The 24,590-nt window shown below is 66.1% G+C and carries 29 protein-coding genes and 1 pseudogene; 4 read left to right on the forward strand and 26 right to left on the reverse strand.

The features are described from left to right. The 5 genes and pseudogenes from ACH49N_RS31305 to ACH49N_RS31325 form a co-directional block, all read right to left on the reverse strand. Positions 1-572: pseudogene (locus ACH49N_RS31305) on the reverse strand (hypothetical protein); the annotation flags it as partial. 70 nt (positions 573-642) lie between these two features. Then, a complete protein-coding gene (locus tag ACH49N_RS31310; RefSeq protein WP_358276644.1) occupies positions 643-1,797 on the reverse strand; it encodes a hypothetical protein in 1,155 nt (384 codons plus the stop codon). 33 nt (positions 1,798-1,830) lie between these two features. Next, on the reverse strand, positions 1,831-2,028 hold the full coding sequence (locus tag ACH49N_RS31315; RefSeq protein WP_358276643.1) for a hypothetical protein: 198 nt from the start codon (positions 2,026-2,028) through the stop codon (positions 1,831-1,833). Beyond that, positions 2,025-3,278: a VWA-like domain-containing protein gene (locus ACH49N_RS31320; RefSeq protein WP_358276642.1), complete on the reverse strand. Its 1,254-nt coding sequence runs from the start codon at positions 3,276-3,278 to the stop codon at positions 2,025-2,027. The genes ACH49N_RS31315 and ACH49N_RS31320 overlap by 4 nt, the downstream gene beginning before the upstream one ends. Then, the gene (locus tag ACH49N_RS31325; protein WP_358276641.1) at positions 3,275-4,375 is read right to left on the reverse strand and encodes an AAA family ATPase; all 1,101 of its coding nucleotides are present in this window, start codon (positions 4,373-4,375) and stop codon (positions 3,275-3,277) included. Before ACH49N_RS31325 ends, ACH49N_RS31320 begins: the two co-directional genes overlap by 4 nt. 310 nt (positions 4,376-4,685) lie before the next feature. Between ACH49N_RS31325 and ACH49N_RS31330 the strand changes: the two genes are divergently transcribed. Then, entirely contained in the window at positions 4,686-4,904 is a 219-nt protein-coding gene (locus ACH49N_RS31330) for a hypothetical protein (protein ID WP_358276640.1), read from the forward strand. A 31-nt stretch (positions 4,905-4,935) separates the two neighbouring features. Further along, positions 4,936-5,229 carry a hypothetical protein gene (locus ACH49N_RS31335; RefSeq protein WP_358276639.1) on the forward strand — a complete coding sequence of 98 codons (294 nt, stop codon included), beginning with the start codon at positions 4,936-4,938 and terminating at the stop codon, positions 5,227-5,229. Positions 5,230-5,927: 698 nt separating this feature from the next. Here ACH49N_RS31335 and ACH49N_RS31340 read toward each other — a convergent pair. Together ACH49N_RS31340 and ACH49N_RS31345 are read right to left on the reverse strand one after the other, a co-directional pair. Beyond that, positions 5,928-6,188, reverse strand: a complete 261-nt coding sequence (locus ACH49N_RS31340; protein WP_358276638.1) for a hypothetical protein — start codon at positions 6,186-6,188, stop codon at positions 5,928-5,930. A gap of 622 nt (positions 6,189-6,810) precedes the next feature. Then, on the reverse strand, positions 6,811-7,080 hold the full coding sequence (locus tag ACH49N_RS31345) for a WhiB family transcriptional regulator (protein WP_358276637.1): 270 nt from the start codon (positions 7,078-7,080) through the stop codon (positions 6,811-6,813). A gap of 461 nt (positions 7,081-7,541) precedes the next feature. Between ACH49N_RS31345 and ACH49N_RS31350 the strand changes: the two genes are divergently transcribed. Beyond that, positions 7,542-8,165, forward strand: a complete 624-nt coding sequence (locus ACH49N_RS31350; protein WP_358276636.1) for a hypothetical protein — start codon at positions 7,542-7,544, stop codon at positions 8,163-8,165. A 25-nt stretch (positions 8,166-8,190) separates the two neighbouring features. On the opposite strand, the gene ACH49N_RS31355 is transcribed toward ACH49N_RS31350, so the two are convergent. From ACH49N_RS31355 to ACH49N_RS31370, 4 genes are read right to left on the reverse strand one after another with little or no spacing between them, the layout of a single operon-like run. Continuing rightward, on the reverse strand, positions 8,191-8,916 hold the full coding sequence (locus tag ACH49N_RS31355; RefSeq protein ID WP_358276635.1) for a hypothetical protein: 726 nt from the start codon (positions 8,914-8,916) through the stop codon (positions 8,191-8,193). After that, complete coding sequence (locus ACH49N_RS31360) at positions 8,913-9,782, reverse strand: RAMP superfamily CRISPR-associated protein (protein ID WP_358276634.1); 870 nt, start codon at positions 9,780-9,782, stop codon at positions 8,913-8,915. The genes ACH49N_RS31355 and ACH49N_RS31360 overlap by 4 nt, the downstream gene beginning before the upstream one ends. After that, positions 9,779-10,195, reverse strand: a complete 417-nt coding sequence (locus tag ACH49N_RS31365) for a hypothetical protein (protein WP_054248682.1) — start codon at positions 10,193-10,195, stop codon at positions 9,779-9,781. Before ACH49N_RS31365 ends, ACH49N_RS31360 begins: the two co-directional genes overlap by 4 nt. Further along, positions 10,192-10,869 carry a hypothetical protein gene (locus ACH49N_RS31370; protein ID WP_358276633.1) on the reverse strand — a complete coding sequence of 226 codons (678 nt, stop codon included), beginning with the start codon at positions 10,867-10,869 and terminating at the stop codon, positions 10,192-10,194. Before ACH49N_RS31370 ends, ACH49N_RS31365 begins: the two co-directional genes overlap by 4 nt. Before the next feature lie 127 nt (positions 10,870-10,996). On the opposite strand from ACH49N_RS31370, the gene ACH49N_RS31375 reads away from it, so the two are divergent. Then, a complete protein-coding gene (locus tag ACH49N_RS31375; protein ID WP_358276632.1) occupies positions 10,997-11,851 on the forward strand; it encodes a phosphoadenosine phosphosulfate reductase family protein in 855 nt (284 codons plus the stop codon). Positions 11,852-12,002: 151 nt separating this feature from the next. On the opposite strand, the gene ACH49N_RS31380 is transcribed toward ACH49N_RS31375, so the two are convergent. From ACH49N_RS31380 to ACH49N_RS31450, 15 genes are all read right to left on the reverse strand, one after another. After that, on the reverse strand, positions 12,003-12,755 hold the full coding sequence (locus tag ACH49N_RS31380; RefSeq protein ID WP_358276631.1) for an RES domain-containing protein: 753 nt from the start codon (positions 12,753-12,755) through the stop codon (positions 12,003-12,005). Then, positions 12,752-13,144 carry a hypothetical protein gene (locus ACH49N_RS31385; RefSeq protein ID WP_007299950.1) on the reverse strand — a complete coding sequence of 131 codons (393 nt, stop codon included), beginning with the start codon at positions 13,142-13,144 and terminating at the stop codon, positions 12,752-12,754. The genes ACH49N_RS31380 and ACH49N_RS31385 overlap by 4 nt, the downstream gene beginning before the upstream one ends. Positions 13,145-13,266: 122 nt before the next feature. Then, positions 13,267-13,839 (reverse strand): 3'-5' exonuclease, encoded by a 573-nt coding sequence (locus ACH49N_RS31390; protein ID WP_358276630.1) that lies wholly within the window; start codon positions 13,837-13,839, stop codon positions 13,267-13,269. Between the two features lie 120 nt (positions 13,840-13,959). Next, positions 13,960-14,376: a hypothetical protein gene (locus tag ACH49N_RS31395; RefSeq protein ID WP_358276629.1), complete on the reverse strand. Its 417-nt coding sequence runs from the start codon at positions 14,374-14,376 to the stop codon at positions 13,960-13,962. Positions 14,377-14,514: 138 nt separating this feature from the next. Then, complete coding sequence (locus ACH49N_RS31400) at positions 14,515-15,462, reverse strand: NlpC/P60 family protein (RefSeq protein ID WP_358276628.1); 948 nt, start codon at positions 15,460-15,462, stop codon at positions 14,515-14,517. A gap of 269 nt (positions 15,463-15,731) precedes the next feature. After that, the gene (locus tag ACH49N_RS31405; protein ID WP_358276627.1) at positions 15,732-15,926 is read right to left on the reverse strand and encodes a hypothetical protein; all 195 of its coding nucleotides are present in this window, start codon (positions 15,924-15,926) and stop codon (positions 15,732-15,734) included. A 56-nt stretch (positions 15,927-15,982) separates the two neighbouring features. After that, entirely contained in the window at positions 15,983-16,513 is a 531-nt protein-coding gene (locus ACH49N_RS31410) for a hypothetical protein (RefSeq protein ID WP_358276626.1), read from the reverse strand. 332 nt (positions 16,514-16,845) lie between these two features. Next, positions 16,846-17,295, reverse strand: a complete 450-nt coding sequence (locus tag ACH49N_RS31415) for a hypothetical protein (RefSeq protein WP_317840485.1) — start codon at positions 17,293-17,295, stop codon at positions 16,846-16,848. Further along, the gene (locus ACH49N_RS31420; protein WP_358276625.1) at positions 17,292-19,388 is read right to left on the reverse strand and encodes a hypothetical protein; all 2,097 of its coding nucleotides are present in this window, start codon (positions 19,386-19,388) and stop codon (positions 17,292-17,294) included. The genes ACH49N_RS31415 and ACH49N_RS31420 overlap by 4 nt, the downstream gene beginning before the upstream one ends. Beyond that, positions 19,385-21,307 (reverse strand): hypothetical protein, encoded by a 1,923-nt coding sequence (locus ACH49N_RS31425; RefSeq protein ID WP_358276624.1) that lies wholly within the window; start codon positions 21,305-21,307, stop codon positions 19,385-19,387. Before ACH49N_RS31425 ends, ACH49N_RS31420 begins: the two co-directional genes overlap by 4 nt. Beyond that, a complete protein-coding gene (locus ACH49N_RS31430) occupies positions 21,307-22,770 on the reverse strand; it encodes a site-specific integrase (RefSeq protein ID WP_317840488.1) in 1,464 nt (487 codons plus the stop codon). The genes ACH49N_RS31425 and ACH49N_RS31430 overlap by 1 nt, the downstream gene beginning before the upstream one ends. A gap of 95 nt (positions 22,771-22,865) precedes the next feature. Then, positions 22,866-23,048 (reverse strand): hypothetical protein, encoded by a 183-nt coding sequence (locus ACH49N_RS31435; protein ID WP_358276623.1) that lies wholly within the window; start codon positions 23,046-23,048, stop codon positions 22,866-22,868. Then, positions 23,048-23,713 (reverse strand): hypothetical protein, encoded by a 666-nt coding sequence (locus ACH49N_RS31440; RefSeq protein ID WP_317840490.1) that lies wholly within the window; start codon positions 23,711-23,713, stop codon positions 23,048-23,050. The genes ACH49N_RS31435 and ACH49N_RS31440 overlap by 1 nt, the downstream gene beginning before the upstream one ends. Then, on the reverse strand, positions 23,650-24,084 hold the full coding sequence (locus tag ACH49N_RS31445) for a hypothetical protein (protein WP_317840491.1): 435 nt from the start codon (positions 24,082-24,084) through the stop codon (positions 23,650-23,652). The genes ACH49N_RS31440 and ACH49N_RS31445 overlap by 64 nt, the downstream gene beginning before the upstream one ends. Continuing rightward, positions 24,081-24,518 carry a hypothetical protein gene (locus tag ACH49N_RS31450; protein WP_317840492.1) on the reverse strand — a complete coding sequence of 146 codons (438 nt, stop codon included), beginning with the start codon at positions 24,516-24,518 and terminating at the stop codon, positions 24,081-24,083. Before ACH49N_RS31450 ends, ACH49N_RS31445 begins: the two co-directional genes overlap by 4 nt. Between the last annotated feature and the right edge of the window lie 72 nt (positions 24,519-24,590).

The following is a 24,590-nucleotide window of genomic DNA, read 5'->3' on the forward strand; positions in this document are numbered from 1 at the left end:
GGACACTGTGCGTGCCACGGTCCCCTATCGACCTCGGAACACACGTGCACCACGCCGCACGGGCGAGAAGTAAAGTCGACGATCAGCACGTCGGCACCGACCCGGTCGGGGTCCGAGAACAGCCATCGGGCGGTCGTGCCGATCAGGATCGCGCCCACCTCACCGGGCCACCGCACCTTCTGCCCCGACACCGCTGGCGTCTGCCCGCTGTCGGGTTTCGGCGGTTTCGCTTTCCACATCAGTGCGGCGCGATCGGTGAGGGTGCCCAGGCGCCGCGCAATCTCCACTGCCTGTTCGCGGGTCTGGGCCGCGATGCCGACGCGCAGATCCGCACGGTGTGCCAATGCTGCCGCGAGAAGGGCGACCAGTCGGGTCTTGCCCGCACCGGGTGGCGACGGGACGACGACGGCGGGATCACCGGACCACACCGAGAACAGCACGCGTGCGGTGATCGGATCGGACATGATCTGCGATCCCGGCCACTGCGTGAGCGACGGCGGGGTCGGCCTGGGTGCCGGTGCGCTCGAGGGTGTCGGGTTGGGGATATCGGGGCGGGGGGCGAGGATGCGCATGACGATGCGACCTTTCACGAAAGGTGATGTGAAGCAGGAGTTTTTCCGGTTGTGGTGCAGGCCGCCGGGGCTAGTCCTCTGCGCCCGCGATCAGCACGTCGAGGGGAACCTCACGCCGCGCAGCGACCGGTGTGTGGCCGGTGGAGAGCCAGGAACGGCGGGCACGGTAGAGCCGCCAGTATCGGCCCCGACCCGCGCGCATCGTCTGCGGTGACGGCGGCCCGGGCATCAAGCACACCCTTGCTCCCGGTGCGGGGGCGTGTGCGCCGACCGAGCCGAGACCGAGGACCAACTTTCCCTCTACGACGTGTGCCGAGGTGACCTCGACAAAGAACCGCTCGAAGGGCTTGTCCGCTGGGGTGCCCATCCAGCCGGTGACCTCGGATCCGACGCGTAACCGTGAATCGAGCCGCTCACAGGTCACCGACAGCGATGCGTTGCGCCGACGCGACCGGATCGGCGGCGGGGTCACCGATGCCACCCCGACCGCCACGTGCCCGGTGTGGACTGCGCGTTGCCGCCAGAGCGGATCATCGAGTAGGGCGGCAGCTTTCAAGTCGGCGGCATCGCATCGGGTGCGCAGTCCCATGGCGGCGCTGGCGGTGTTGTCCGGACGCGACCAGTCATGCCCGGCTGTCGCTGCCGAGAGCGCGCGGTCCCACGAATAGCGGTCGTCCTCGTGGATTGGCTCCAGTAGTGGCAGCAGCGGTCCGCCGCTGATCTTCGCGGCCCACTCATGCAAGCCGATGACGCTGTCATCGGAGATGCGCAGCCACTGCCGCCACGTGGTCGCTGATCGTTCGGCCTCCGGGGTGGTGCCGAGCACGTACCGCGCCGACGACGCGGCCACCAGATTTACCACCGCCGACGTGCCGGGATGGTCTGCCCGATCCGCCCACCACGCCACCATGGCCGCAGCACCGGCCACCTGCGGGTCCGGGTGGTGTGCCCGCGCCCGCGCCAGCGTCAGCAGGGCGGGCAGGGTGCCGGTGTCGTCGGTGAGCAACGGTGCCGGGTCGCAGCGCCCCACGATGGTGCCGCCGTGTGCGGCCAGCAGTCCCAGGGCATCCACGTCGCGGGCCCGTTCCTCGCGGCCCTCGAACCCGGCCACTGCCACGGTGACGCTGCCACCACGTGCCACCGCACGCACCGCCAGCGCCGCCGTGGACGCCGCGAACGTGGTGTGCGTGAGCCGAGGCGACCGGCGACCGGGTTTCGGCGGCATAGAGCCGCTGAGCGAGGTCGAACCATTCCACGCTCATGCCGCTCCCCACTCCTCGCCGCTCCCCAAATGCACCGGATTCGCGGCACAGCGCCAACCGGCGCGCAGAGCCGCCGCCGCCGCATCGGTCGCCTTACCCGCCACTACCACCGCGACCTGGTGGGCGGTGATCCCGGTACCGGCCAACACCCGGTCGGCGTAGCGGACGAGGTCGCCGTTTCCTGCCGCGCTCATGCACGAACTCCCGCGCCGACCGGCACGCACACCGTCGACGCCCACGACGGTGTACGCCCCGCAGCCGCGTCACTGCCGATCACCGCGCACACCAGATGCGACCGCGACGGGCGATCCGGCCACGGCGTATCCCCATCCGTCAGGACGATCACCACATGCGGCTGCGGACGCGCAGCATTGGCCGCCTCGATACCCACCCGCATATCGGTGCCGCCGCCGCCGATCAGTGTCACGTCCGCGATGGACCGAACCGGCTGCGCCGTGGTGCTCGACGCATCACAGGCCAGAATCCGCACCCGATCCCGTGCCACACCGCCAGCCCGCAGCACCCCGGCAACCTCACTCATCGCCGCATCCAGATCGTCTGCCGACATCGATCCCGACGTGTCGACCACAATCGAGACCGTGATCGACGGGCCGCGCATCGCCGGAGCGACTATGCCCGGAATCCCGCGCCGCGAGGGTCGCGAATACGTGTAGTTCGTCCGCCCCGCCGCATCCGCCACGACGCGCCGAATCACCGCACGCCACAACCGATCCCATGCCACCGTCGGCGGTGCCAGTACCTCACCGGCCCACCGCACCAACCCTGCCGGGGCGCTCCCCCGCCCCTGTCCCGAAGACTCACGAACGGCCTGCGCGACATACCGCCGAACCAGGTCGGCCTCCGCGCCGTCGAGACCTTCGGTGACCTCATCCCCCGCCGCACCCAACTCTCCGGGCACAGCAGGACACCCCGCACCGGACCCGCACCCCGGATCACCATCACCGTCTGCGTTCGAAGATGGAGAGGCAGACGGATCTACCAAGTTCGGGTAGTAGTCCTCCGCAATGCCTCCCGATGCGCACCCGAACGACTCCGGGGTGATCACCCCTTCGGGCAGTCCGACACCGGCCGCGAGAAGGTCATCGTTGATTTCCGCATCGGCGGCGTAGTTCCACGCCAAGTGCGCGACCGGCTTCGGCAAGAACTCCGCACGCGCGGCATGTGCCCGCAGCAAGTGCCCAACCTCGTGCAACAGGACCGCACCCGCCACCGGGACCGGCCACGCGTTCGCACCGACCAGCAACGCCGGATCGAGATACACCCGCCACTGCGCATCCACCGCGAACGTGCCCAGCCCCGGCGCAGCCACCGGCCGGGCCGCGAACAACGCCCGCATGAAGTACGGCATCTGTTCGGCAGAGACCAACCGGGCCAACCGAAACGCGCGCAACTCGTCCTGGTCGAGTACCCGCACCGCGCTCACGCCGCCTCACCGACCAAACCCGCAGCCACCAACACCGGGGAGAACCGCCGCGCCGCAGCCGGAACCACAGCCTTGGCGGGCCGCGCCTTCGCCAACGTCCGCGCCGCAGCGCCCGCCACATCAGGTGCACCCGCTTCCGCCGCCGCGATCAGCGGCCCCCACGCGCTGCGCCACGCCTCGACAGTGCCCCGCCCCGCAGCCCACGCCGTCACACCCGACAGAACTGCCCACACCAGGTCCGGACGAGACTGCCAGTCGAACGCCGTTTCCGGATTCTCGATCACCGCCACCGGGTCGGGCAGATCGGCATTCCTGCGCCATTCCAGGAACTCGACACCGGTCCCCTCACCGATCAGCCCGAACACCGCCGCATTGATCGCCGCGTTGTCGTCGTCGCGCAGATGCGGCAACACCGCCGCCAGCATCGCCCACGTGCGCCGCGACGGCCACGCTCCCCCGGTCTGCGCCGCCGACGACGGGAACGCGTCCAACGCTTCCGGGTTGCGCTGGACATACCCGGTGATCGAACTACGCACCAGCGCCACGCGCTGTTCGTCGGTCGCAACCGCACGCGAGGCGGGCGGCGTGGCCCACCCTGTCGCCATACCGTCCAACCACTCATCAACAGACGGAGTGAACTCCACATGGCAGAACCGATTCGCCAATGGCGCTTCCAGTTCGTACCCACCGGCAGCACAATCGGGAGGATTCGCACCCGCAATCACCCGCGTTCCCTTCGGCAATTGCAGATCACCGACCTTCAGGTCCAACGCGACCGCGAGCATCGCCGCCTGCACCGCAGGCGGACTCGTCGTCAACTCGTCCAGAAACAGATAGCCACCACCCTCGGCGTGGATGCGCTTCGCCCAGTCCGGAGCCTCCAACGTCACCCCGTGCTCACGCACCACCGGCAGGCCAGCGAAGTCGGCCGGTTCCCGCAACGACCCGAGGACCGTCTCGCACAGCACCCCGTCCGACGCCGCCAACCCCCGCACCAGACTCGACTTACCCATACCCGGACCCGAGATCAACAACGACGGAACACCGGCCCGCCCATTCGCATCCAACACCGTCACAGCAGTCGCCAAATCAGCCACAGAAAATCCTCCAGAATCGAGCGAGTTGGTCAGTCTCGCTACCGAATTAGACTCCTCAAGTATACGGCCTGACCTGCACAAATAGGGGTTCTGTGCTCGTCCCGCGTCCCCGGCGCACCCTGTGCCGGGGACGCGGGACGACCGCCCGCCCGGCACCGCGCCGGAAAGATCGTCTGCGGGCCCGCGGAGGGATCAAACATCGCCGGCCGCGGCACGATCCCGTTCTCCGCCATGGCCCCGGACGAGCCGGTCGATCGGGACCTGATCTAAAGAGGAGAGTTTGTCGGGGGTGCGGTCTACGCTGCCGCTCATGAATCTGATTCAGCGCACCAGTCCTGAAGCGCAGGCGTTCAGTAGTCATGGTTTCAAGATCCCCCGCCCCAGCGGTGAGCACAGCGCCCGCATCTGGCAGGCTGCCGAGACGTTCGGCAAGGACAGCAATGCTGTGTCCGAGGCGATGTTCCACGCGATCGTCGCCCTCGAAGCCGAGGTGGTTGCCCTCCGCCGCGCCGCCGGTACGTCTGAGTAACTTCACCAACCTGAATCGAAAGCACTCACCCATGTTCCCCCGGATCCAGGAGTCTCCGACTCGCATTCTGTCGGCGACGCTCACCGTGTCCGATCTACTCGACTTCTCGAGCACCGACGAAGCACCACTTCTAGTGGAGGTCGACACCACGGACGACGGTCGAACGTGGCGTCAGAGTCATATCGTCGCCAAACGCTCGGAGGACCACGACATCGTAAAGGTCCACCACGAGTTCACCATCTGCTTCGCAGACCCCACGCTTGCGGCGCACACGTACGGTCCCGAAGACACGGTGACCATCCACCGCATGTTCTTCGCGTCGTGACCGGGGGTTGGCGCAACCAAGTCTCTGCTGCCGGTCGCTCCTAGTCCTTGCAGGCAGGACCCGCGACTCCTTGGCCACAAGCACCTCCCTCCTGGTGGACGCAATTTTGACAATGGTGAGTCCGACTATCAACCACAGCCAGAAAGGTTTTCAGAGATGTCGCTGCACTTCTACACCGTCGAATGAAGAGGGACCCCTCACGAGGTACTGCCGCTCGGGCTCACCCGCTTCGACGACGTCGAATTGACAGCGCAGCAAGAGCATCTCGGCGTACCGTTTCCCGATGATGTTGCTGCACACGGGGGTCAACTTCGTCAACGCGGACGCTCAGTTTCAAGTCACAGATCATCTGATCGAGCTGATATGCAAGGACGTGCGTCGGGGCGGACTTTCCGACCGCACCGTCTCGTTTCCAATCTGCCTTCGCAGTGGACACACTCGGCGAGGCCCGCGCCTTCCGCACCGACCGAAACAGCGAAAGTCTGGCTGGTGGAGACCACTCACGACGGGTTCCGGGCTAACATTGGGCTGCTCCGCGCCCCGGCACCCGCTCTGATGACGTCGCATCACTCCCATCGTTACTGGTCCCAGCAACGCCCCCACGAGGTGCCCGTGACATGGGTGGTCCTCCTGACTCCACCATCCGCGTTCTTGGCCTCGCCGAGTAGGCCCTCGGTGGCGACTCGACAGGGAGCGGACTACTCGGTGAAGAGGTGCGCGATCAGTCGCGACGCGAGTTCTTCCCGCGTGTCCCCGTCGCCGGGGTGCGAGTAGACAGGGTTGATCGGGCGACCGATGTCGATCAGGTCCTCGCGAGCTGCCTTGACGGCCTCTGCACACTCGCGGAGGGCTTCGGCGAACTCAGCCACGAACGAGACGTCTGTGGAGGGCGCCGCGTCCACGGCGGCGTCGGAGAGGGCTTCGAGGTAACGGACGGACTGTTCGAGGAGATCACGCATGCAATGACCGTAGCGCGGACGGAAGGGCCGTGTCACCGATGAATTGGGTTGTGCAGTATCAGCGGCGCCGCCAGCGGCACCGCTGAATCATAGCGAACTGATTCCGCATCGGGCGTGGCACGGCGTGTCGCTCGGGCCAAGGCGAGGAGTGATTGGGCCTTCCCCCGGTGGCGATGCGTCCGGGAATGTCATCGCGGCGAACCTCCTACAACCGGCCCCGCTCGGGTCCACGGCCATGCTGGATACACCAACCCTGCCCACATTCGATTGAGCACCGACACCACCAACGTGACGGGCAACGACCCGAGCGACTCTGGTCAAGACCACCGAGCGTCACACGCTTCGGTGTGTCCGCCGACTACACCTCGGCACGTCCGGTTCGGCTCCGCTCCCCCGAACAAGGCGACCACCATCCCCAGAACACCTACACCGCAGGCCAATGCCACGCCGAAGATAGACACGTCACTCATCGCTCCCCCCATTCGCCGGTTCTCCATACAACAGGTCCCATCAGCCTCCGGCTCCGGCTGCGTCGGCGACATCCACAGTCCCGCTCGTCATGCGCGCGCGAGCAGCAGCGGGATGCTCGGCGCCCACCGCGTCTTCGGCTCCGGCAAACCCGTCACCGGCGACGCTTCGGGTATCGCTTGCGGCGCTCGGCCGCGGTCAGCCCACCCCAGATCCCGAACCGCTCATCGTGGGCGAGCGCCTCAGCGAGGCAGGCCTCACGAACTTCGCACCCAGCGCACACCCGCTTTGCGGGGCGGCCGTTCTCCCCCGTTTCGGGGAAGAATGCTTCCGGGTCGGTCACTCGGCAGAGCGCGAAGTCTCGCCACTCCGGAGCGTCCAACGTCATCCTGGGCCGTGTGTCGGTATCGGTCATTTCGCTCATCTCCCTTTCTCACAGATGGTGTCTCGGTGAGGCGGACGGTAACGACTGACCTGGACAGCTCCACACGAACGCGCACCTCCGGGACACCCACCAGGTTCTAGCGACGAATCCGGGGCCAGTCCGATTGGGTTGTGTGTCATACCGTGGTGGCCTCTCCGGCGAAGTGCGAGTTGTTGTCACGGGGGAGGATCCGCGGCGTATGTGGTGAGTGACATCGCGTAATGAACGTTGTTCGACGAACCATCAACTACGCATCAGGGCAGGTGGAGACGCCGCTCTGACCTTGTACTCGGCCGGTCACAGTCCACACCAACCCATTCCGCGACGCCCGTGACCGGAACACCGTACCCGCACCGCTACTCTCGATGGCGTCGTCCGCGCCACTACCGGCACGCACATGGAGGCTGACGACAACCCTGTTCACAGGGCGAGTCAGCCAGGGGAGAAATGGGGAATGAACGATGATCATTCGCAGAACCACGATTGCTGCTGTGACTGCCTGCACCGCACTGGGGCTGACCCTGTCCGGGTGCGGCAATGGCGACGAACAGGCCACTCCCGCTGGTCAGGCCGCTACCTCAGCGGCGATGACCACCACTGGATCTACGACCACGACCGCAGCAACCAACCGGACCACGATCTCGTCGGATAACTCGGACACCATCGGCGGAACCGCTCAGACTATTACCGCCGCCGACATCACCGCCCGCATCGAGGTGAAAGAGCCCCAGCTGATCGAAAAGACCTCCATGGGATCGCCGCGGATACTGTTGTTCCCGATCGTGCTCGACGTCGACTCCGGAACCCTGAACGCGACATCGACCAACTGGAAGGTCCGCACACTCAGCGGACAAACCATCACCGGCGATAATTCCTGGGGCAACATCCCCACCGCGATGGGGAACAACGCCCTCGACGGCCACGCCGAAGGCCTCATCCTTTTCCCCGGAATCGGAGACAAGCTGACCGACGAGGTGTCGATCACCGAGGTCGCGCTCTATCCTCAGAACGGATCGAATACCCCACTTGCTCGCTGGACGTTGCCCGAACCGGTCGCTGTGCCCGACCTCCCGCGTTCCGAATAGTCGGCGAGCCGCACCCCGCGGCGGCTCATCGAGGTAGGTGGAGTTGCCGCATTCGGGACGGGTGCATGTACGGCGGCCGCAGACCGGCCAACCCGAAGCCGGCCGATTCCGGTTCGAGTCGATCGGGTACACAGGCCGGTGGTGTGGTGCGCCCGAGAGTGCCGTCGCTATGCAGGTGCGCCGACGCCCACCGGTCGGCGGCGGGGCAGTGTTCGAACTCCCACCGCAGGACCCGGCCCTCACCATGGGCCCGTTTCTTGCCGATGACATCCAGGCCACCCAAAATCGTGGCGACGGCGTCGAGATCTCCGACTCCGCGCCAGGTGACCGTGCGAGTGCTGGTGATCATCAGGGGCATGTAACGAGCCCGGTAGCGGCCCTGTCGATCCGAGATCACCGCCGGCAGCGTGTGACTGAGTTGCTCGAGCCCGCGGTGATCGGCCCGCGACGCCCAGTGCCGCACCACGGGATCACCGGCCGGGTCCTCGGGGAACGAGCACGTCGCGCACCAATGCCAGTCCTCGCCGGCGAGCTCGCACCGCGCCAGTGGCAGCTCGAGGTCGGGCGGGGTGCTCTCGGGTGTCAGCGCCGGCACATACTCGCCACGGTCGAGTTCTTTGGCCTTGTGATCGGCCCACAGTTCGGCGGCGAGGATCCCGTCGAGACTGATTCCCCACGGCGTCGCGTGCGCCAGTCCCGACGACAGGTGCGCCCGGACAACGAACGGTGCCATCTCTTCGGTGCCCGTCATGTCAGCCAGCACAATGCTTCGATGACTTCATCGCGCAGTGGTGCGAGTTCGACGCGCCAGTCCACTGACTGCGGGTCCGGGCCGGCCAACACCACCCGATCCGATTCGGCGCGGACCCGCCCGTGACCTATCGCGCTGCGCCCTCCGAGGAATCCGTCACGCGCGAATCTGCCCCACACATCGGTGAAGAACGAGATTTCGAGTGGGGTGGCCCGGTCCAGCCGCAAGAAGGTTTCGAAACGGGTTCCCGCAGGAAGTGTTTCGACCTCGAATCGCATCAGTATCGACGAACTGGCATCTTTGCCTTCTCCGCTCACCGCGGAGAATTCGGGGAACGTCCGGGTGTCGGTGTCGTCGAATCGGCTGTAGCTCTCCAGGGAGACCAACTCGAATTGACTCATCAGCCGGCCGTCATATGCCCGGGTCATGATCGTCTCGGTCTCACGCACCCGCGGGATGACCTTGCCCACCTTCAGGCAGCCATCGATCGGTGGCTGACCTCCGCCGTTGCCGCCGAACACCCCAATTGGGGGAACCAGCTCCCGTAGTTGCTGCCGCCGGCGCCCGGTCAGACCGTCGCCGGTGACCTTCGTCAGAGAGCCGCCGTTGCGTAGCGCGTGCGCGGCCGAGAGTGGGATCTGCTGTTCATAGCCGATGACATCGCGGAACAGCTCCTCGGCGATCCTGCGCAACCCGCCGCGCAGGGAGTTTCCGGACACGATCGGCACCAGCACCGGCTTGCCGTCCGGCTGGATCACCGGCTCGCGCCGGAACAGTGTCGTCGTCGTTCCGGAGTCCTCTCCCTTCTGGGAGATCGAGGACAGCGCGGTCAGCTCGACATCCCAGCGCACCGTCGACCTCATCATTTCTTCCTTCCCGAAGTGCGAGCCGCGGCCACGGCTTCGGCGACGATCCGTGTGCGCAACACGTACGAGGTGGGACGCTCACGTAGCAACGTCAGCACCGGCTCGGACTCCTCACGCAGCAACGTCGCAAGCTCCAGCCGTTGATCGGTGTTCGTCGGTTCCGATTCGAGGGACCGGGAGACCACCGACCACCACCGGTCGAGATCGCCGCCACCGATATAGGTGGCGACCCGAACACGGTTCGGCAGGTGCTGGGTCCAGTACGTTTCCCGTCGCCGGCCGACCCATCCCGAATCCCAGTCGATCCCGTAGTGCAGCAACAGCAGGAGGCGTTCGGCCGTCGACGCCGGACCCTCGAGCGGCGGCAGCCCCGCCGGTGCGGCCGCGAGCCATCGATCGGTCGGGCTGGTCATTTCGTTCCTTTCGCACTCGCCGACAGGGTGGCTCGCAGCGAGAGCTCCCACCACTGCCCGATCTGGCGGTACGGGGCGAGACGGTCCCAGTCCGCGAAGACCGCCGGCCACCGCCTGGGGGCGATCGTGGCGAGCACCGGATACGGGGCCCCAGGCTCGGCGAGCATGCGGGCACCGAACCCCAGCGTCCGCAGTCGGCGCATCGCTGTCACCGCCGCGACATCACGCGACGTCCAGGGCAGGCACGTTTCCTCGACCGCAATCCCGCCCCACCGCGCGTGCGGCAGGATGTGCTTTCGGCCAGGCCGCAAGGGCACCACCACGGCGGTATCCGGATCAAGTGGCCGCGACAAGATCCGTTCGAGATCCGCCGCGGTCACTGCCCTCATTGCTGGTCGGGTGGTGACCACATGCATGCTTCTGCGCAGATCCGGGTACTGGTAAGCCCAGGCGCAGGACGTGCACAGCCCACCCTCCGCTGGCGCTTTCCAGCAGTCGTAACCCGTGAACGTTCGGGAGACCACCTTGGTCACCGCCTCCACCGGAACCGGGGACGCCGCGCATCTCGCACACCGCCCCACCCTCGCCGGCTCGACTACCTCGGGCGTCTTCGTCGACGCGAATGCCGCGGCGACGACGTCCCGCCGGCCGGCCACCTCGCACAGCTTCCCCACACCACACTCCTCACATGCCCAGGCGACTTCAAACGCCCCTACGACTGGAGGAAGATCCGCCGGGCGGACACTGTGTGACAGAAGCTGCGAGATCTCAAGTATCGACCGGACACCGTGAGGAGGACGTGTGGCGGGCAAGCCCGAACCCGACGGCCTGGACCTGAACACCCTCCGGGCACTGCGCCGGCCCCGCCGCGACCTCGGGGTCCTCTCCGGGCGCATCGCCGGGCACCTCGACGACCACGACGGCTACCTCGCCTTCTCCGGCGGCAAGGACTCACTCGTCGCACTCCACCTCACCCTGCAGGTCGAACCGAACATCCCCGTCGTGTTCTTCGACTCCGGCCTCGAATACCCCGAGACCTACACCTACATCACCGCACTCGCCGACACCTGGAACGTCAACCTCGAACCCCACCGAGCCGACCCCCCACTGCTAACCGTCCTCGCCCAGTCCGGAGAATGGGACCACCAACAGCCCACCCGAGCCACGAGCCAGAAACTGCGCGACATCCTCATCGGTGCACCCTCCCGTGCGGCGCACGCGGCACACGGGCCAGGAGAAATCTGGGGCGTACGCGCCGACGAATCCCCGAAGGGCACCGGACGCTGGTCGCTCTACTACAACGCACTGCGCAGCCACGTCACACGCGACTGCGACGGCTGCTGCACCAACACCACCGAGCAACGCCGACACCACGGCGGCCTCATCGACCGAGCCGACGGAACCCGTGTCTTCGGGCCCGTATGGGACTGGAGCGTCGACGAGATCTGGGCCTACATCGCCCACCACCAGCTACCGGTGAACCCCATCTACGACAAACTCCGCCGACTCGGCACCCCCGAACAACACCTACGGGTCTCCCACATGCTCGACGGCGCCTTCCTCGAACACGGCCGTATCACCCGCCTGCGCCGCGGATGGCCGACCCTCTTCGAAGAACTCGCCCAGGTCCTCCCCCGGATCCGCGAATTCGTCTGATGGCGAGCGGGTATCACGGGACCGCGACAAGAGAGAAGTTAGCGCGGTGTCGCGTCGCTTGTGGACCTCCGCCGACCCAGCCACAACCAATGTCGCGACTGTGGTTTCCACCGCGACGCTGCGGAGGATCTCGTGATCCCACAAGGGGAACTCATGTGTCGTCCCATTCGAGTCCGAGCAGACGCATCGCCTGGACAAGGTCACCGTCGTCGGGTGCCACCGGCATCTGATCCAGTGCGGTGACATGGGCGCTGACCACCGGGTCACCCGGTCGCTCGTAGACTGCCCACAACCGCAGCCCGTCACCGTGCCGCGAGTCGAACTCGACTCCGGTGATCGGATATCCGTCCGGACCGCCAAGGGTGTTGATCCACTTGGAGATTGCCTGCGTCAACGCCCGTGGTCGGCCGTCCCGAATCGCGGCGCCGTCGAGATCATCGAGTCCGTGCCGGATCGCGGCCGACCGAAACCCGACACGCAGCGTGGCCAGCGTCTCCGGATGCCCGGGGACCGCGAACCACCCCGTCAGCGCGCCGTGGGCGGCCATGCGAGGCACGCACCACGACCGTGGAACTCGGCCGGGTTCGACAGTGGGGAATGCGGCGGCATCCTCGTCGTCGACGACGATCTCGTCCAGATCTGCGATCACCTGCGCGCTCGGCCGGGCGTAGGCGAGGACCTCCAGGTAGCAGGCCAATCGGCTGGCACCCACATAGAGGGTGCGCCACACACCGTCCGGGTCGTCCCACCGGCCGGTGAACCGGCCGTCGGTGGCGTACACCCACGGTGTCCATTCCCACGGCGACGGCGCGAACCCGACCCGATAGACCTCGCACCCATATCGGTGGGCGCACCACACCGACCCTTGCGCCGTGGCGACGAGGGCATGGTCGACCTGGGTCATCCGACGGCGGCGAACTGCCGGGCCGCGGCGAGGACCTGCGGGCCGACATCGGCGAGTTCCCCCTCGCGCAGCAACAAGGCGGGGGCGCGGTCGTCGAGGATCGGATTCAAACCCTGAAACCAGGCCTGCGCCACCGCCGGGGTGTCGCGGGCGGTGATCAGCCGTGCCGCCCGGTACGCGATCCGCAGCCGTTCCACATCCGAGTCGCTACCGATCGTCCGTGTGCCCTCTGCCCACTGGCGCACTGCACGGGTCTCCTTGACCCGCCCCAGATAGGCGACCAGCTTCGCGCCCAGCAGCTCCCGCAACGCGGTGACCAGCTCGGGCTGGGACATACGGGCGGCCTGGTTGTACGCCTCCAGATCCGGCCGGGGATGTGCTGCGGTCATCACGAACCACCTCCAGATCCCAGGGTAAATCACAACCAGGATCCCAGCAAGGACACCAGCTGAGAGAGCAGACCCACAAGGAGACTGCTACCGGACCCGCCTCGAACGTGCGGCACGGTGGACTACGCCGGCAAGTGGGAGGTAGTGGCGGGGTCCACGGTGGGGGATGGCGCCGAGGTGCCCTCCGCGATGCCGAGCAGGACGGTGCGGGCGGCCGCAGCGTCGCTGCGGGCTCGGTGTCCGCCATCGAGCCGAATGCTCTTCTCGGTGCCCTCGGCGTGCGATCGCATCCGCATGATGCATCCCCACATCCCGGGGTCGGCGAGGTGCGCAGGGTCGAGACCGTGCCGAGCACAATCATGGAGAACGCGACCCTTGTCGAACTCACTGTGGTAGCTGAGCGTCACTCGCCCAGTGGTCACCGCAATCAGCGCCTGGTGGACCGTAGACCAGCCGGGTGCGCCAATCAGATCGGCCGGGGCAATTCCATGCACGGCATAGGCGTCCGGGTGGATCGGAACCTCGCCGGGATCGACCAGGGTATCGAGCAGTGGATTGCCCGTGGCCGCGTCCAAAACGCAGATCTCGATGATGCTGCCGTCCAAATTGGTCGATTCAACGTCCAGAACCACTGCCCGGCCGGGGACGAGCATGCCCCGTGCCCACTGCTGCGGAGACGTCTGTGTACTGGTCATGCCACCCTCCTTCTCATGATCATCGTGACGGCACCCTCTGACATGTGGCTCTGACTCCGGCCCCCATGCCAGCCCGGCGAAGTTCCTGGTAGCCCTCGGGCCACACCACCGGACAGCTTCCTAGCTGTAGGAATGCTCAGGTTCGCGCTCGCTGGAGATCTGCCCGTCGGCGTTTGGCGGCTGATCGCCTTCCTGCGGTGTAGCAGCATCTGCGACGTCGGTCGTCTCAGTCGCGTCCTTGCCGGCGCCACTACGCGCGGCCTTGCTGGAGGTGTTCTTCCGCTTCTTCGGGGCGGTGTAACCCATGGCTGCGAGCTCTTTGGCCGTCCATCCGCCTTCGATCGCGTTCTCGTGGGCCGTCCTGATTGCGTCTACAGCTGCCTCGCGTGCGGAATCGAGCGCGGCAAGCTCTTCCACTGCTTCACCGATGGCTCCGACAAGTGCGACTCGTGTTTCGATTGCTTTCTGCGCCAGTGCTTCCGCATTCTTTCGTGCGGCCTCGATTGCCTTCTTGTGGGCTGCTGGCGTAATGGTCATGTGGCACTGTCTCCTTCGTCTCTGCGGTCGTGCCGCACGTCGCGACACGACTTGTTGCCGGTCTGGGTCTATAGTGGCGATCGTATTGTTCCGCTTCGGGATCAAGCGCAGGGCACTGTCCCCGATGGTCGGCTGAGGTCACAGGAAGCGGGCGGGAACCATGTCCGAGCGCACGGCGCTGATCTGGACGCGCTGACCGGTCTGCGGTGCTTCAAGCATTCTTCCGCCACCGAGGTAGATCGCGACGTGGTTGGCGCCGTCTGCCTGCCAGTTCCCGAACAGCAGGTCACCGGGCTGGACTTGGTCCATGCTGATCCGCTGGCCTGCCCGGAACTGTTCCTGAGAGGTTCGCGGCAAGACCTTCGTGCCGCCGGTACCAATGAAGTAGGCGAAGCGAGTGAGCCCAGAGCAGTCGTAGCCAGCAATAGCTCCTCCCGTGCCGTCGCCCATCGACGGTCCGGTGAGAAGGCCTCCGCCCCATTGGTAGGGCAATCCGATCACACGCATCGCCGCTTCGATGACCGCACGCGCGAACTCCAGGTTGCGGGGAAAGCGGGGATCGAAGGTCAGATCGCTGACTGCGGTCGGGGCGAGCATTCCTGTCAGGGAGGGGATGCCGGCAGCAGTGGTGGGTGCTCCGCTGACGACAGGAGGCAGAACTAACGGATTCGTCTCCTGCGGCGGAGCCGATGACGGTGTCTGAGCTGCGGGTCCTACTGCGTCGGTGACACCGCTGGCGGGCCCGGGCTCCGGACCAGGGGCGGGCAGGACCACCTCGGGAATCAGACCCTGCGCCTCGGGCGGAAGCTGTTCCCTGGCCCCCTCAGCGGCATCCTGGACTTCCGGTGGAACGGCGTTCTCGATCTCGGCTTGCCACTCGGCGGGCAACTGCTCCTGCGCCTGTTCTACTGCCCGGGCCGCGTCGTCGAGATAGGGCTGCGGGTCCGGGACATACTGGGCGAGAGCTGGCGGTAGTTCCTGTGCGACCGCCGTGACGCTGTCGGTGATCGCAGGGTCCACTCCGCCGCCCTGGGCAGCTGATGCGCCGGCCACCGCGACGCCGACGATGATCGATGCGAAATCCATGATGTCTCCTAACCGAGGGTGTGGCGGCCAAGGGCGGAAGTACTGTCTCGATGACCGCAAGGTGTCGTGCGATCACCGACAGTAGAGATGGGCCTGTACAACTCGACCGAACTCACAACCGGGCAACCCAGTCGGTCATCCACATCGGCCAATAGCGCGTGGAGAATTGGACCGGATGCGGAAGATCAAATAGGGTGTGGGTACTGAGAATGCACCGGGTGAGTCGGAGGCACACCATCTTGTAGGTGGCCTCCGACTTTTCTTTCTGCTCACAGCCCCTTGTCATCTCGTCGTCCGGTCTGAGCGTCGGTGCCGGAGCTTTGATTCCCTTGCGGTGTGTCCGCGGTCGGATCCGCATCGTCGTGTGGCGCGGCTTTCACCACTCTGAATTGCGCGGGCGCAGCGAAGATATCGGGATGAAAGGTCAGGTCGGGGCGCCGGTGGCGCGGCTTGTCCGCAGTCATGACTGTGTTTTCCTTCCGGTGAGTTGACTCTGTCTCGAACGCCCCGCCTCGACTTGTCATGGCGTCTCGTGATCGACGAGTTGGACGACCAGGCGCTCCCCCGGTGGCTGTCCGGGCCGCTCGTACGGCACAAAATGAGCCCCCATCACCTGAAGCTGCATTCCCCGTGGCAGCAGATGGTGCGAGTTGTCTACGCGGGAAGATTGCCCGTAGTACATGCCCCGTTCGGTCTGGATCTCGAAGACGACATCGGTGGGCCGAGTGGTGGAGTCCAGCTCGTGCAGCGAATGGGTTGCTGCAGTGAACCGGTCGAAGGACAGGACCGTCCCTGGCGATAGCGTCGAGGGCAGATCTGACGGGTTCACGACCGCGTTGGGGATGCTCACCGAGGTATACACGAGATGACCTCGTCCGGATTCGCGTTCGTATCGTTGGATGGCCCGGTCCACTCGTTGAACCTGCTTACGGCGAGCATCGTCGAGCTCGACAGCGTCGCCGGCCACCGCAGAGAGGGCGTTGTTCGTCTCCCGCCAGGTCTTCGGATCCGACGTCAACGACGCCAGCACCGTGTACTGAGCTTTCGGCATCGCGTCGAGGACCCGGCGCTTCGCCGCGGATCGAGTGTTCCGTTGTCGTGCCGAGAGTGTGCGACGGAGTTCGATCGCCGGTGGCAGCTGCGGGCGTAGCCGAGAGTTTCCGATTGCCGCCGGCGTGGGCCGAGGATAGGCACGGTTAAGATCCCGTTGCGCCCGAGTCAATCCGGGTAGGTTCTCGGTACACGTGTTCTCCAGAATCCGTATGTCTCATGAGACACCGGAGTCTGGCGTCGAGGCTGATCAGTGAGGGGAACGTGCCGGCGGTCGGATCGCTGCGCCGACCTGGCTCGTGAGACGACGCCTATCGGCTGAATGGCTCGGTGTCAGGGGTGGCTGCGGTGAGCGTCGAGGGCGACGAGTTGACCGCGGTGGTCGAGTTCTTTGCGTAGCAGTGTGTTGTCGTGATGCAGGGCGGCGATCGCGGTAGCCGCGGCGTCGAGTCGATGGGACAGTTGGGTGCATTCGCGGGTCTTGGCGGCGAGGGCGGCGCGCAAGGTGGTGATTTCGTCGTTCTTGCGGGCCTCACCCGGCGTGAATCCGTTGCAGGCGGCGACGCGAGCGTCCCATTCGGACATGATCTGGGTGGCCCGGTTCATGGTGGCGCGGCTGACGTCGGCCTCTTTCCAGAGGTTGTCCTTGATCAACCTTCCGTCGGTGCGCTGCGGCCGCCCGGCCATCAGCCGTTCCATGGCCTCGCGCAGGCGTTTGGCGGTGTCGGCAGACACTCCATCCTCGGGCTGGGCCGCCTCTGCAGCCTCGGGGATGGTGGTCACTCTTGCTCCTTGTCCGTTTGAGTTTTGCGGATGACAGTGTCGATATCGCCCAACTCGCGCTGCAGCACGGCTTTGCGGCAGGCCGACAGCCCTGGTGTGTCGATGAGGGTGAGCAGGGTTTGGCGCTCCGAGGCCCAGATCGGCACGTGCTCGGGGCCGATGACACTGTTGGCGCATCGGTCCGGACGGCACCGGTCCTGTAGCGGTCCCTTGTGGCCGTCGGGAACGACGGCGTTTTCGAGACAGGCCGCGCCGACAGGGTTGTTCTCGTCCATAACGCAGTGGTTGAGAACGCCGAACCGGATGGAGAGCCGCGCTTTGCGCAGCATGGCCCGTTCGACGATCGCGTCGCCACCTCGAGCTTGCACCGTCTGTTGAATGCCGCTGAAGGCTTGCGTCATCCGTTCGGCGCCGGGGCCGTAGCCGATCGGTTCCCCGGCCTTGTGGGCTCGGTAGAGGTCCTCGACTCGTCGGAACCTGGCCGCCTCGATAGCTGACTCCAAATGCTCGGCCCAGGAGCTGTCCGCGTTGGCGTAGCCCTGGGTCGAGCGATTGGCCAGCGCCCTGGACGCGATGTGCTTGAGCTGGATGCCCAGGGCGATCTCGCTGCCGGGGAACTGGTCCGTCAGCATCGCCATCGTCCGCCTGAACATGTGCGGTCGCGTTTTGCCCGGCGGGATCTCCTGCAATCCGGTCCCGGCGCGGGTGGTGTTGACGTGGGCTGCGAATGCCTCCAGCATCTGGTGGCTGCGCGAGACATCAGCAGATTTGCGGACCATGGGCGGGAAGAGCCGGTCGTGCCGTTCGGACAGCCGCTCGGCAACGACCACGGCTTCAGCGACCGGTGCGGTGATCCACCAGTGCTTGATCGGCAGATCGGGGTCGTGTTTGCCCTTGGTGGACTTGAGGGCCGGTGTTCCGTAGTACTCCACGATCGAGCCGGGAGCGATTTCGTGGATCTCCGAGTCACGCATCATCGACAAACCCACGACCAGCACGTAGCAGGCGTTACGCAGCATGCGACGTTCCAGCCCAATGGCGCGAGGGGCGAGCCCTCGATGCCAGGGGGTGCTCGTGCCGTCGCCGCGCTGGACCAGGGCGAGGTCGTCGATGACCCCGGTCGTGGTCCGGTGGCCGGCCGCGACAGCGTCCTCGACTCTGGCGATTCGCTGACGGCCGGCGGCTCGGTTACGGCCGAAAAGGGTTGCCACGCAAGAGTGATCCCAGCCAAGCATCAACGTCAGCAGCGACCAGTTCACCTCACCGCGATCCTGGCCGACGTCGTGCGGTCCGGCATGAACAGGGATCGGGTTGGCGGGGTCGGCCAGCCAGTTGGTCAGTCGCGCGTCTTGGTCACCGGTTAACTTCTTCGTCGCGTTGCCGACGAGCTCCTGGTAACGCTGGTGCGCTCGCAGGATGTCGGCAGCGAAGGTGTGGACGTAGGTCCAGGCGGCACGGATCAACGGAAACCATTGCTCCGGCGGAATCGCAGGAGTGGACACGACAGCGGCCCCAGAAGTTTGCGATGCTTCGCGGGCACTTTTGCCTGCCCACGGGTCGGTGCGCAGTCCTTCGCCGGTGAGAGCGGGACCGTATTGGTGCAGCATTTTCAAGGTGCCGATGTAGTGCCTGACGCTGCTGCCGGACAGCTGCTTGCGCAAGTCGCTGACAAGGCGCCGGAGGTCGTTGTCCTGCCAGGAGGCCAGTTCCGGCGGCAGCCCGTTCGCCTCAGCCCATCTGGCCAGCCGCCGGAGGTGGCTCAACTCGCTGATCACCGTGGACGGGTTCGCCGGTGTGGGTTTCAGGGACAGCCCCGCCGCGGTGACCGCCGGATGGCGCGGGTTGAGCATGACCATGCTCAGTTCCCGCGCCAGCAGATTCCACGACGGCTCCGCTAATTCGTCGGAGAACACCAGCGTCCAGGCGGCCGCATAGAGCCGGGCGGGTCGGCGGATGACGCCGTTGAGGTTCCATTCCCGGGTCTCGCCGAACTGCGGGACCTGCGCGGCGGTGAGCAGGGGGTGGGACTGGATGACGGGTTCATCAGCGTCGAAGGTGGTGCTGGACCGGGGGCTCGATCGTTCTATGCTCAACTGTCGAACTCCACGTTCGCGACCAGTGGCAGATGCAGAGCGGCCTGACCGGCCTCGATGTGCTTGCGGGCCAACGCCTTTTCCTCGTCCGTGCGGTCGGCCAGGACCGCGTGGAGGTTGGTGTGGGTTTGTCCCCATAGCTGGCCGAAGTGCTGCGGGGACAGTCGCATCCGGAGCCGGTCGAGGTGGTCGGCAAACAGCAGAAGCTGGGGCAGGTCGCTGGGCAGGATCCAGGCGTTGCGGCATTCCAGACAACGCAGGGGCGCCACCGGGCAAAGCTCTCCCGACCGGCCGTAGGGCGAGTTGTGGGGGTCGGCGCACTGGGTCAGTCCCATGTCCAGTGCGCCCCGGCGGATGTCCTCGGCTTGCTGCGTGCTCAGGCCCAAGGTCTCCGCCTGATCGGGGGCATCGAGCACCTCGGTGGAGGTGGTCAGCACGGTCGGTCCCTCCAACGCCTTGGTGAACCAGTGGTCCTGGGCGGTGGCGATCACCTGGCCGGACATCACGCGCAGGGTCGTGCCCTGCGCGTAGTGGCCCCGGAACACCTCCTCGTGGTGGTCGTTGGCCGTGTCGGCGATGCGGCCACCGAAGGCGATGGCCTTCTCCACCTTCGTGGATTTACGCAGTCGACGAATGTCGGGCGCCCCGTCGACCGTCACGTCCGCGGCGGCCAGCCAGTTCACGAAGCGGGACCGGGGAAGGTTGTAGTCCCATCGCGCGATGCGCAGCTCGTAGTCGGCCGTGACCGATGCCGCCAGGAACAGTCGTCCTTCGTCCGGTGCTCGTAGCCGGAGTTGCTCGGTGACGTGCATGAGACGCCGGATGATCGCGCCGATTTCTCGGTGCGGCCGGTCGGTGAAGTCGACAGGCTCGCGGACCGTCGTTTCCGGAAGAGTCTCGGTGCCGAAGGTGCGGTGCCGCACCTTCTGAGCCCGCTGCTTGGTAAGGGTCAATCGAACGCCCGAGGGCAGGAACTCGGCATCCTCCCCGGTCAACGCGGTGACCTCCTCGGATGTGTGCCCGGTGGCGGCCACGAGTAACACACGGTAGGCGTGCAGGTCGAGGTGACCGGGATAGAGCTGACGCACCAGCCATCGGACGAGCATCCCCTTCGCCCGCGCCGGAAAGACGGGCCTGTCGGGGCGTTCGATGCAGGCCCGCAGCTCGGGCGGCCACCGATGGATCACCGGAAGGTTGTCGCGGATGTCGAGCGGGCTGACCTGCTGACGAGCCAGTCCCCAGAGCAGATTGGCGACGCTGGTCCAACCGTGCTCGGCCGGGTCGCGGCCCTGGGCGGCCCACGCCCACCCCTCGGAAAGACGGGAGTCCAGCTCATTCGCCCAGGCCCATGCCGCCCGGACGACGGCGCGTTTGTCCTTGCGGGAGAACTCGTCGACTTCCTGCGTGCTGCCCGCAGCCACCCCGACCTCGCCGTCGACCAGCCGACGCAGATGCGGGGCCACCGGTCGCTGATCGTGTTGTGCGCGACGGGCGATCAGTGCCCGCACCATCGCCGCCAGGGTGGACGGCGTCGTCGAGCCCGCCCGGTAGTCGGCGGGAAGGGTTCGTTCCCACTCGGCCAACACGGCCGCGATATCAGGGTGCTGTTTGGCCAGGCCGGCCTCGCGCGCGTCCTCGGCGAGCAGGAAGTCGACTTTCGTGCAGAAATTGCGTATCGCTCGGCGGCCGAGGGCGGCCGACCCGCCCGAGATCCTGCTGATCTCGGCGTAGTCGACCCACTCGTCGGCCAGCTCCCCAGCCAACGCGGCGCACCGAAACCCGGCAGGGTCCAACGTGATCTCCCGCGGTATGCCGGTTCGGTCCGGTGCCCGCACCAAACGGATGCCGATCCGGTCGACCGGAGCCTCCGGCTCGGCGACCCCAGGAAAGTCGTGTTGGTGGTCGCCCCGGCGAGGCATCAGCGCTCACCACCCTCGACGAGCACGTGGCGGGCGATATCGGCGTAGGTGTCGCCTTCCTGCACCGTCCACTCGGAGAACGCGGCGTCCACCGCGTTCATCGGATCGTCGCTGTATTCCAGATAGGCGTACGTCGTTGCCGGGCTCGAATGTCCAAGTCTCCGGCTGACGATCAACAACGGGTTGTGCTTGATGTGACCACCCAGGTAGGACATGTGGCGTCGACGCCGCGCCACCGCGTCCGGTTCGCCGCCGTCCATCTGCTGTTCCAGATACGACAGCAGCTGCAAAGCGAACGTATGCCTGGTGTCGTGCCATCTCCACCGCCGCCGCGGCAGCAACGGTGCGCCAGGAGCATCGGCATGAACACGCATCCGCGCCCACGCGTCGCAGCGGATCCGATACCAGGATGAAGGGCCGAGCATCTGACCGCCGTGGCCGACGAACACCGCCAGCGGCTCGACACCATCTTCATTCTCCCGCACGGTGATTCGCCGCAGTTCCGGCCCCATCGCGGACATCGCGAACGTCCGACGCCGACCGTCCAGGACACCGCGCAGCGTCCCGGCCTCGTGATCGATGTGGTCGACGACGAACAACTCCCGGCGTCGACGCGCCAGGGACTTCGATGAGGCGGCGACCAGTTCCGGACGCTCCACCAGCAGAAAGGTGTCCACTGCGTCCAACGCTCCGGCAGGCACGTAGATCTCGCGGTACTTGCCATACTTCGCGCAGGCCTGCACCGGGAACTCCACAGATTCGCCCGGTCGCCGCCGCCCGACACCGAGCTCGGGCAGCAACACCGTCGACCACTCCTGCGGACGCATCCCGGTGCACAGCGCCAAGTCGGCGGCGGCCCGACTACGGAGCGGCGCTCGACCACGGAACACCGTGCTGGCCTGCGAGTCCGGCAGCTGCCCACCCAAGCCGACGTCGCGGAAGTAACGGTATTGCGGCAAGCTCATGTGCCGAATATCCATGCCTCGCCGCAGTCGGGGCGCCAGCGGATTGCGTCCCCTATGGGTCATCCGCAGCGGTCGGTGACGCAGGTAGCCGTGCTCGACCAGCCATCGGTAGAGCTGGTTGAGCAACTGGGCCTCCTTCCCCCACGTCGCATCGCCGACCGGCTTGTCCTGCACCTGTGTGCGCAGAACGCGGTACGCCCTGAAGTCGGATTCGGTCGCTTCGAGCAGGGCCCGGTCGCGGGACCGTAGGAAGTGGACGAACCGCCGCACGATGTAGGCATACTCGCGCAGCGTCTTGGCGTCCTTCTCCTCGTAGACCAGATGTCGGAACCACGAGCACAACGGCTCGACAGGCCGCATCGTCAGCTCGTCGAGGAACACCGGTGTCCCGGCCGGGATCGCTCGATACTCGAGCAGCCGAACCACGCCGGCCGAGTCCACGCCGTGGCCGTCCAGGTGCGTCCGAAGCAACGAGGGATCCACAAACGACAGGAACACCCAATCCTCCTCCGAGACGACGGAGGACATAGATACACGAGCGCTACGACACAGCAATCTCTCGGCACAACACAGACAGGCCGATGAGACAGATTTCAACCATGAAAAGAAGCGGTGTCGAGTTCTCGTGCACCGCTGCGGAGATCGGCGCGGGTGTCGTAGGCATGCTGCGAGATCAGGGCGCCTTCCTTGCGGGTGGCGACGTCGCTGTCGCCCCGGTCGGGATCGAACACACCGTTGCCGCGATCTGGACTGATCCGGTCATGGCTGCGGCCCATCAGTTTCGCCGATCGAATCCGGTGACGTCACCGCGCAGCTGGGCCAGCGCCTCTTCCCGCGCCTGCTGCAGATCGGCCAGGTCGGTGGCCAGGTCACCGATCGCCGACGCTGCGAGGTCATCATTCGCCGAGTTGACCAGCAATTCTTCGAGCGCCGGTGCGTGAGCGTCGATGCGACCGAGAACCGCAGTACCGTCGACGGAGTCCTGAAGCATCAGTAGGTCTCGGTGATACGTCCACAACGCTGCGACCCGCCCGATCAGTGATTCTTTGACCTGGTCGAACCACCGTCGCTGCTCGTGGTGGGCAGCCCGAGCCGCATCAGGCTCGGCACTGACTCCCGTCGTGGGTTCGCCGACGCTGGCCCGGAAAGTAGCCGGCTCACCGCAGTGGCAGAGAATCACTCGGAGTTGATCCTCGATATCGAACCGGATGCGGTGGATGTCGAGGCCCTCGTGACTCCATGCCGGCACTTCACGAATATCGTCGACGATCGCGGACGCAATCATGGCCAGACGAAGTTCGAAGAAGTCGCCGCCGGCCCAGACGTAGGCATCGAGCCTGGCAATGCTGCCACGGATCATCTGCTTGTCCACCGCGATCAGCATGAGGGGATCGCGGCGGATCCACCACCACATCGCGAGGACCTCCACACCTGCAGCCACGGAATGAATACCGTCAGATCCGTGATCGGAGACTGAAACAGCGGATACATGTTGAGTAGGACAGGAATCATGCCGATCAGAACAGGTGCGATCACGACGAGGGGAATCTCGACAACGACACCGTCGTTCGTCCGCCCGAACGGAACCTGCGTGCGCCACATATTCCGTCGGGGATAGGTATTCACGTCGTAGGCGGTAAATCCCAGCTCCACTCGCCTTGTGACGATCGTGGCCACCCTCGGCGAGAGGAGTTGTAAGTGGATACGGTCGAGCGCCGTCAGAAACTGGTCGCTCTCGGGGTCGATCTCGACGCGGTCGATCATGTCCAGCACAGCGCGGGCCGCGCGGCCGCCCGCTTCTGCCGGGATCATCGGCGTAGCTCGCTTCGCCCGATGGGCCGCTGCTCGCTGACCTGCCGCGATTCGGTGTCATGCTTTCCGAGATAGGTCCGTGGATCCGGCCGGCTAGAGGGGTGATAAGGGAAAACCTCGAATGCTTCGACGGCGATGTCGAACTGCGCATGCTCGCCGGCCCACCGGATGTGACCGCAGCGGCAATAAGTGACGTCTTGCCACGGGTTGTAGGTCTTCGGTTCGTGATGCAGATCGACGCACCGGTGCCGCGCCCCGACCTGCACACCACACGCTGCCACCCGGTTCAGAACATGACGTGTCCACGACCTCGCGCCGCGGTGAACGAGCTCGTCCGGCCGGTGGTGCGCCGGACCGGACGACAGGTCAACGTCCTGGTGAATACTCAACACTTCTCCCATCAGTGGTTGTCTCGTCAGGTTGTCAGCGGTCATGTAATTCCCCAGGTTGAGGGGTTTGTCCGTCACGTAATTCCCCACCCCGCCGTCACGTAATTCCCCACCCTG

Source organism: Rhodococcus sp. NPDC019647, assembly GCF_044389235.1.
Classification (GTDB): Bacteria; Actinomycetota; Actinomycetes; order Mycobacteriales; family Mycobacteriaceae; genus Rhodococcus_F; species Rhodococcus_F oxybenzonivorans.

Excerpts from the sequence above, each read along its gene's own strand:
- ACH49N_RS31350 (WP_358276636.1), top strand. The coding sequence starts at position 7,542 with ATGATCATTCGCAGAACCACGATTGCTGCTGTGACTGCCTGCACCGCA.
- ACH49N_RS31360 (WP_358276634.1), bottom strand. The coding sequence starts at position 9,782 with ATGATGAGGTCGACGGTGCGCTGGGATGTCGAGCTGACCGCGCTGTCC.
- ACH49N_RS31355 (WP_358276635.1), bottom strand. The coding sequence starts at position 8,916 with ATGACGGGCACCGAAGAGATGGCACCGTTCGTTGTCCGGGCGCACCTG.
- ACH49N_RS31425 (WP_358276624.1), bottom strand. The coding sequence starts at position 21,307 with ATGCCTCGCCGGGGCGACCACCAACACGACTTTCCTGGGGTCGCCGAG.
- ACH49N_RS31435 (WP_358276623.1), bottom strand. The coding sequence starts at position 23,048 with ATGGGCCGCAGCCATGACCGGATCAGTCCAGATCGCGGCAACGGTGTG.
- ACH49N_RS31380 (WP_358276631.1), bottom strand. The coding sequence starts at position 12,755 with ATGACCCAGGTCGACCATGCCCTCGTCGCCACGGCGCAAGGGTCGGTG.
- ACH49N_RS31315 (WP_358276643.1), bottom strand. The coding sequence starts at position 2,028 with ATGAGCGCGGCAGGAAACGGCGACCTCGTCCGCTACGCCGACCGGGTG.
- ACH49N_RS31390 (WP_358276630.1), bottom strand. The coding sequence starts at position 13,839 with ATGACCAGTACACAGACGTCTCCGCAGCAGTGGGCACGGGGCATGCTC.
- ACH49N_RS31365 (WP_054248682.1), bottom strand. The coding sequence starts at position 10,195 with ATGACCAGCCCGACCGATCGATGGCTCGCGGCCGCACCGGCGGGGCTG.
- ACH49N_RS31405 (WP_358276627.1), bottom strand. The coding sequence starts at position 15,926 with ATGACTGCGGACAAGCCGCGCCACCGGCGCCCCGACCTGACCTTTCAT.
- ACH49N_RS31400 (WP_358276628.1), bottom strand. The coding sequence starts at position 15,462 with ATGGATTTCGCATCGATCATCGTCGGCGTCGCGGTGGCCGGCGCATCA.
- ACH49N_RS31340 (WP_358276638.1), bottom strand. The coding sequence starts at position 6,188 with ATGCGTGATCTCCTCGAACAGTCCGTCCGTTACCTCGAAGCCCTCTCC.
- ACH49N_RS31310 (WP_358276644.1), bottom strand. The coding sequence starts at position 1,797 with ATGCCGCCGAAACCCGGTCGCCGGTCGCCTCGGCTCACGCACACCACG.
- ACH49N_RS31410 (WP_358276626.1), bottom strand. The coding sequence starts at position 16,513 with ATGCCGAAAGCTCAGTACACGGTGCTGGCGTCGTTGACGTCGGATCCG.
- ACH49N_RS31445 (WP_317840491.1), bottom strand. The coding sequence starts at position 24,084 with ATGATCCCGGCAGAAGCGGGCGGCCGCGCGGCCCGCGCTGTGCTGGAC.
- ACH49N_RS31330 (WP_358276640.1), top strand. The coding sequence starts at position 4,686 with ATGAATCTGATTCAGCGCACCAGTCCTGAAGCGCAGGCGTTCAGTAGT.
- ACH49N_RS31335 (WP_358276639.1), top strand. The coding sequence starts at position 4,936 with ATGTTCCCCCGGATCCAGGAGTCTCCGACTCGCATTCTGTCGGCGACG.
- ACH49N_RS31395 (WP_358276629.1), bottom strand. The coding sequence starts at position 14,376 with ATGACCATTACGCCAGCAGCCCACAAGAAGGCAATCGAGGCCGCACGA.
- ACH49N_RS31450 (WP_317840492.1), bottom strand. The coding sequence starts at position 24,518 with ATGACCGCTGACAACCTGACGAGACAACCACTGATGGGAGAAGTGTTG.
- ACH49N_RS31345 (WP_358276637.1), bottom strand. The coding sequence starts at position 7,080 with ATGAGCGAAATGACCGATACCGACACACGGCCCAGGATGACGTTGGAC.
- ACH49N_RS31385 (WP_007299950.1), bottom strand. The coding sequence starts at position 13,144 with ATGACCGCAGCACATCCCCGGCCGGATCTGGAGGCGTACAACCAGGCC.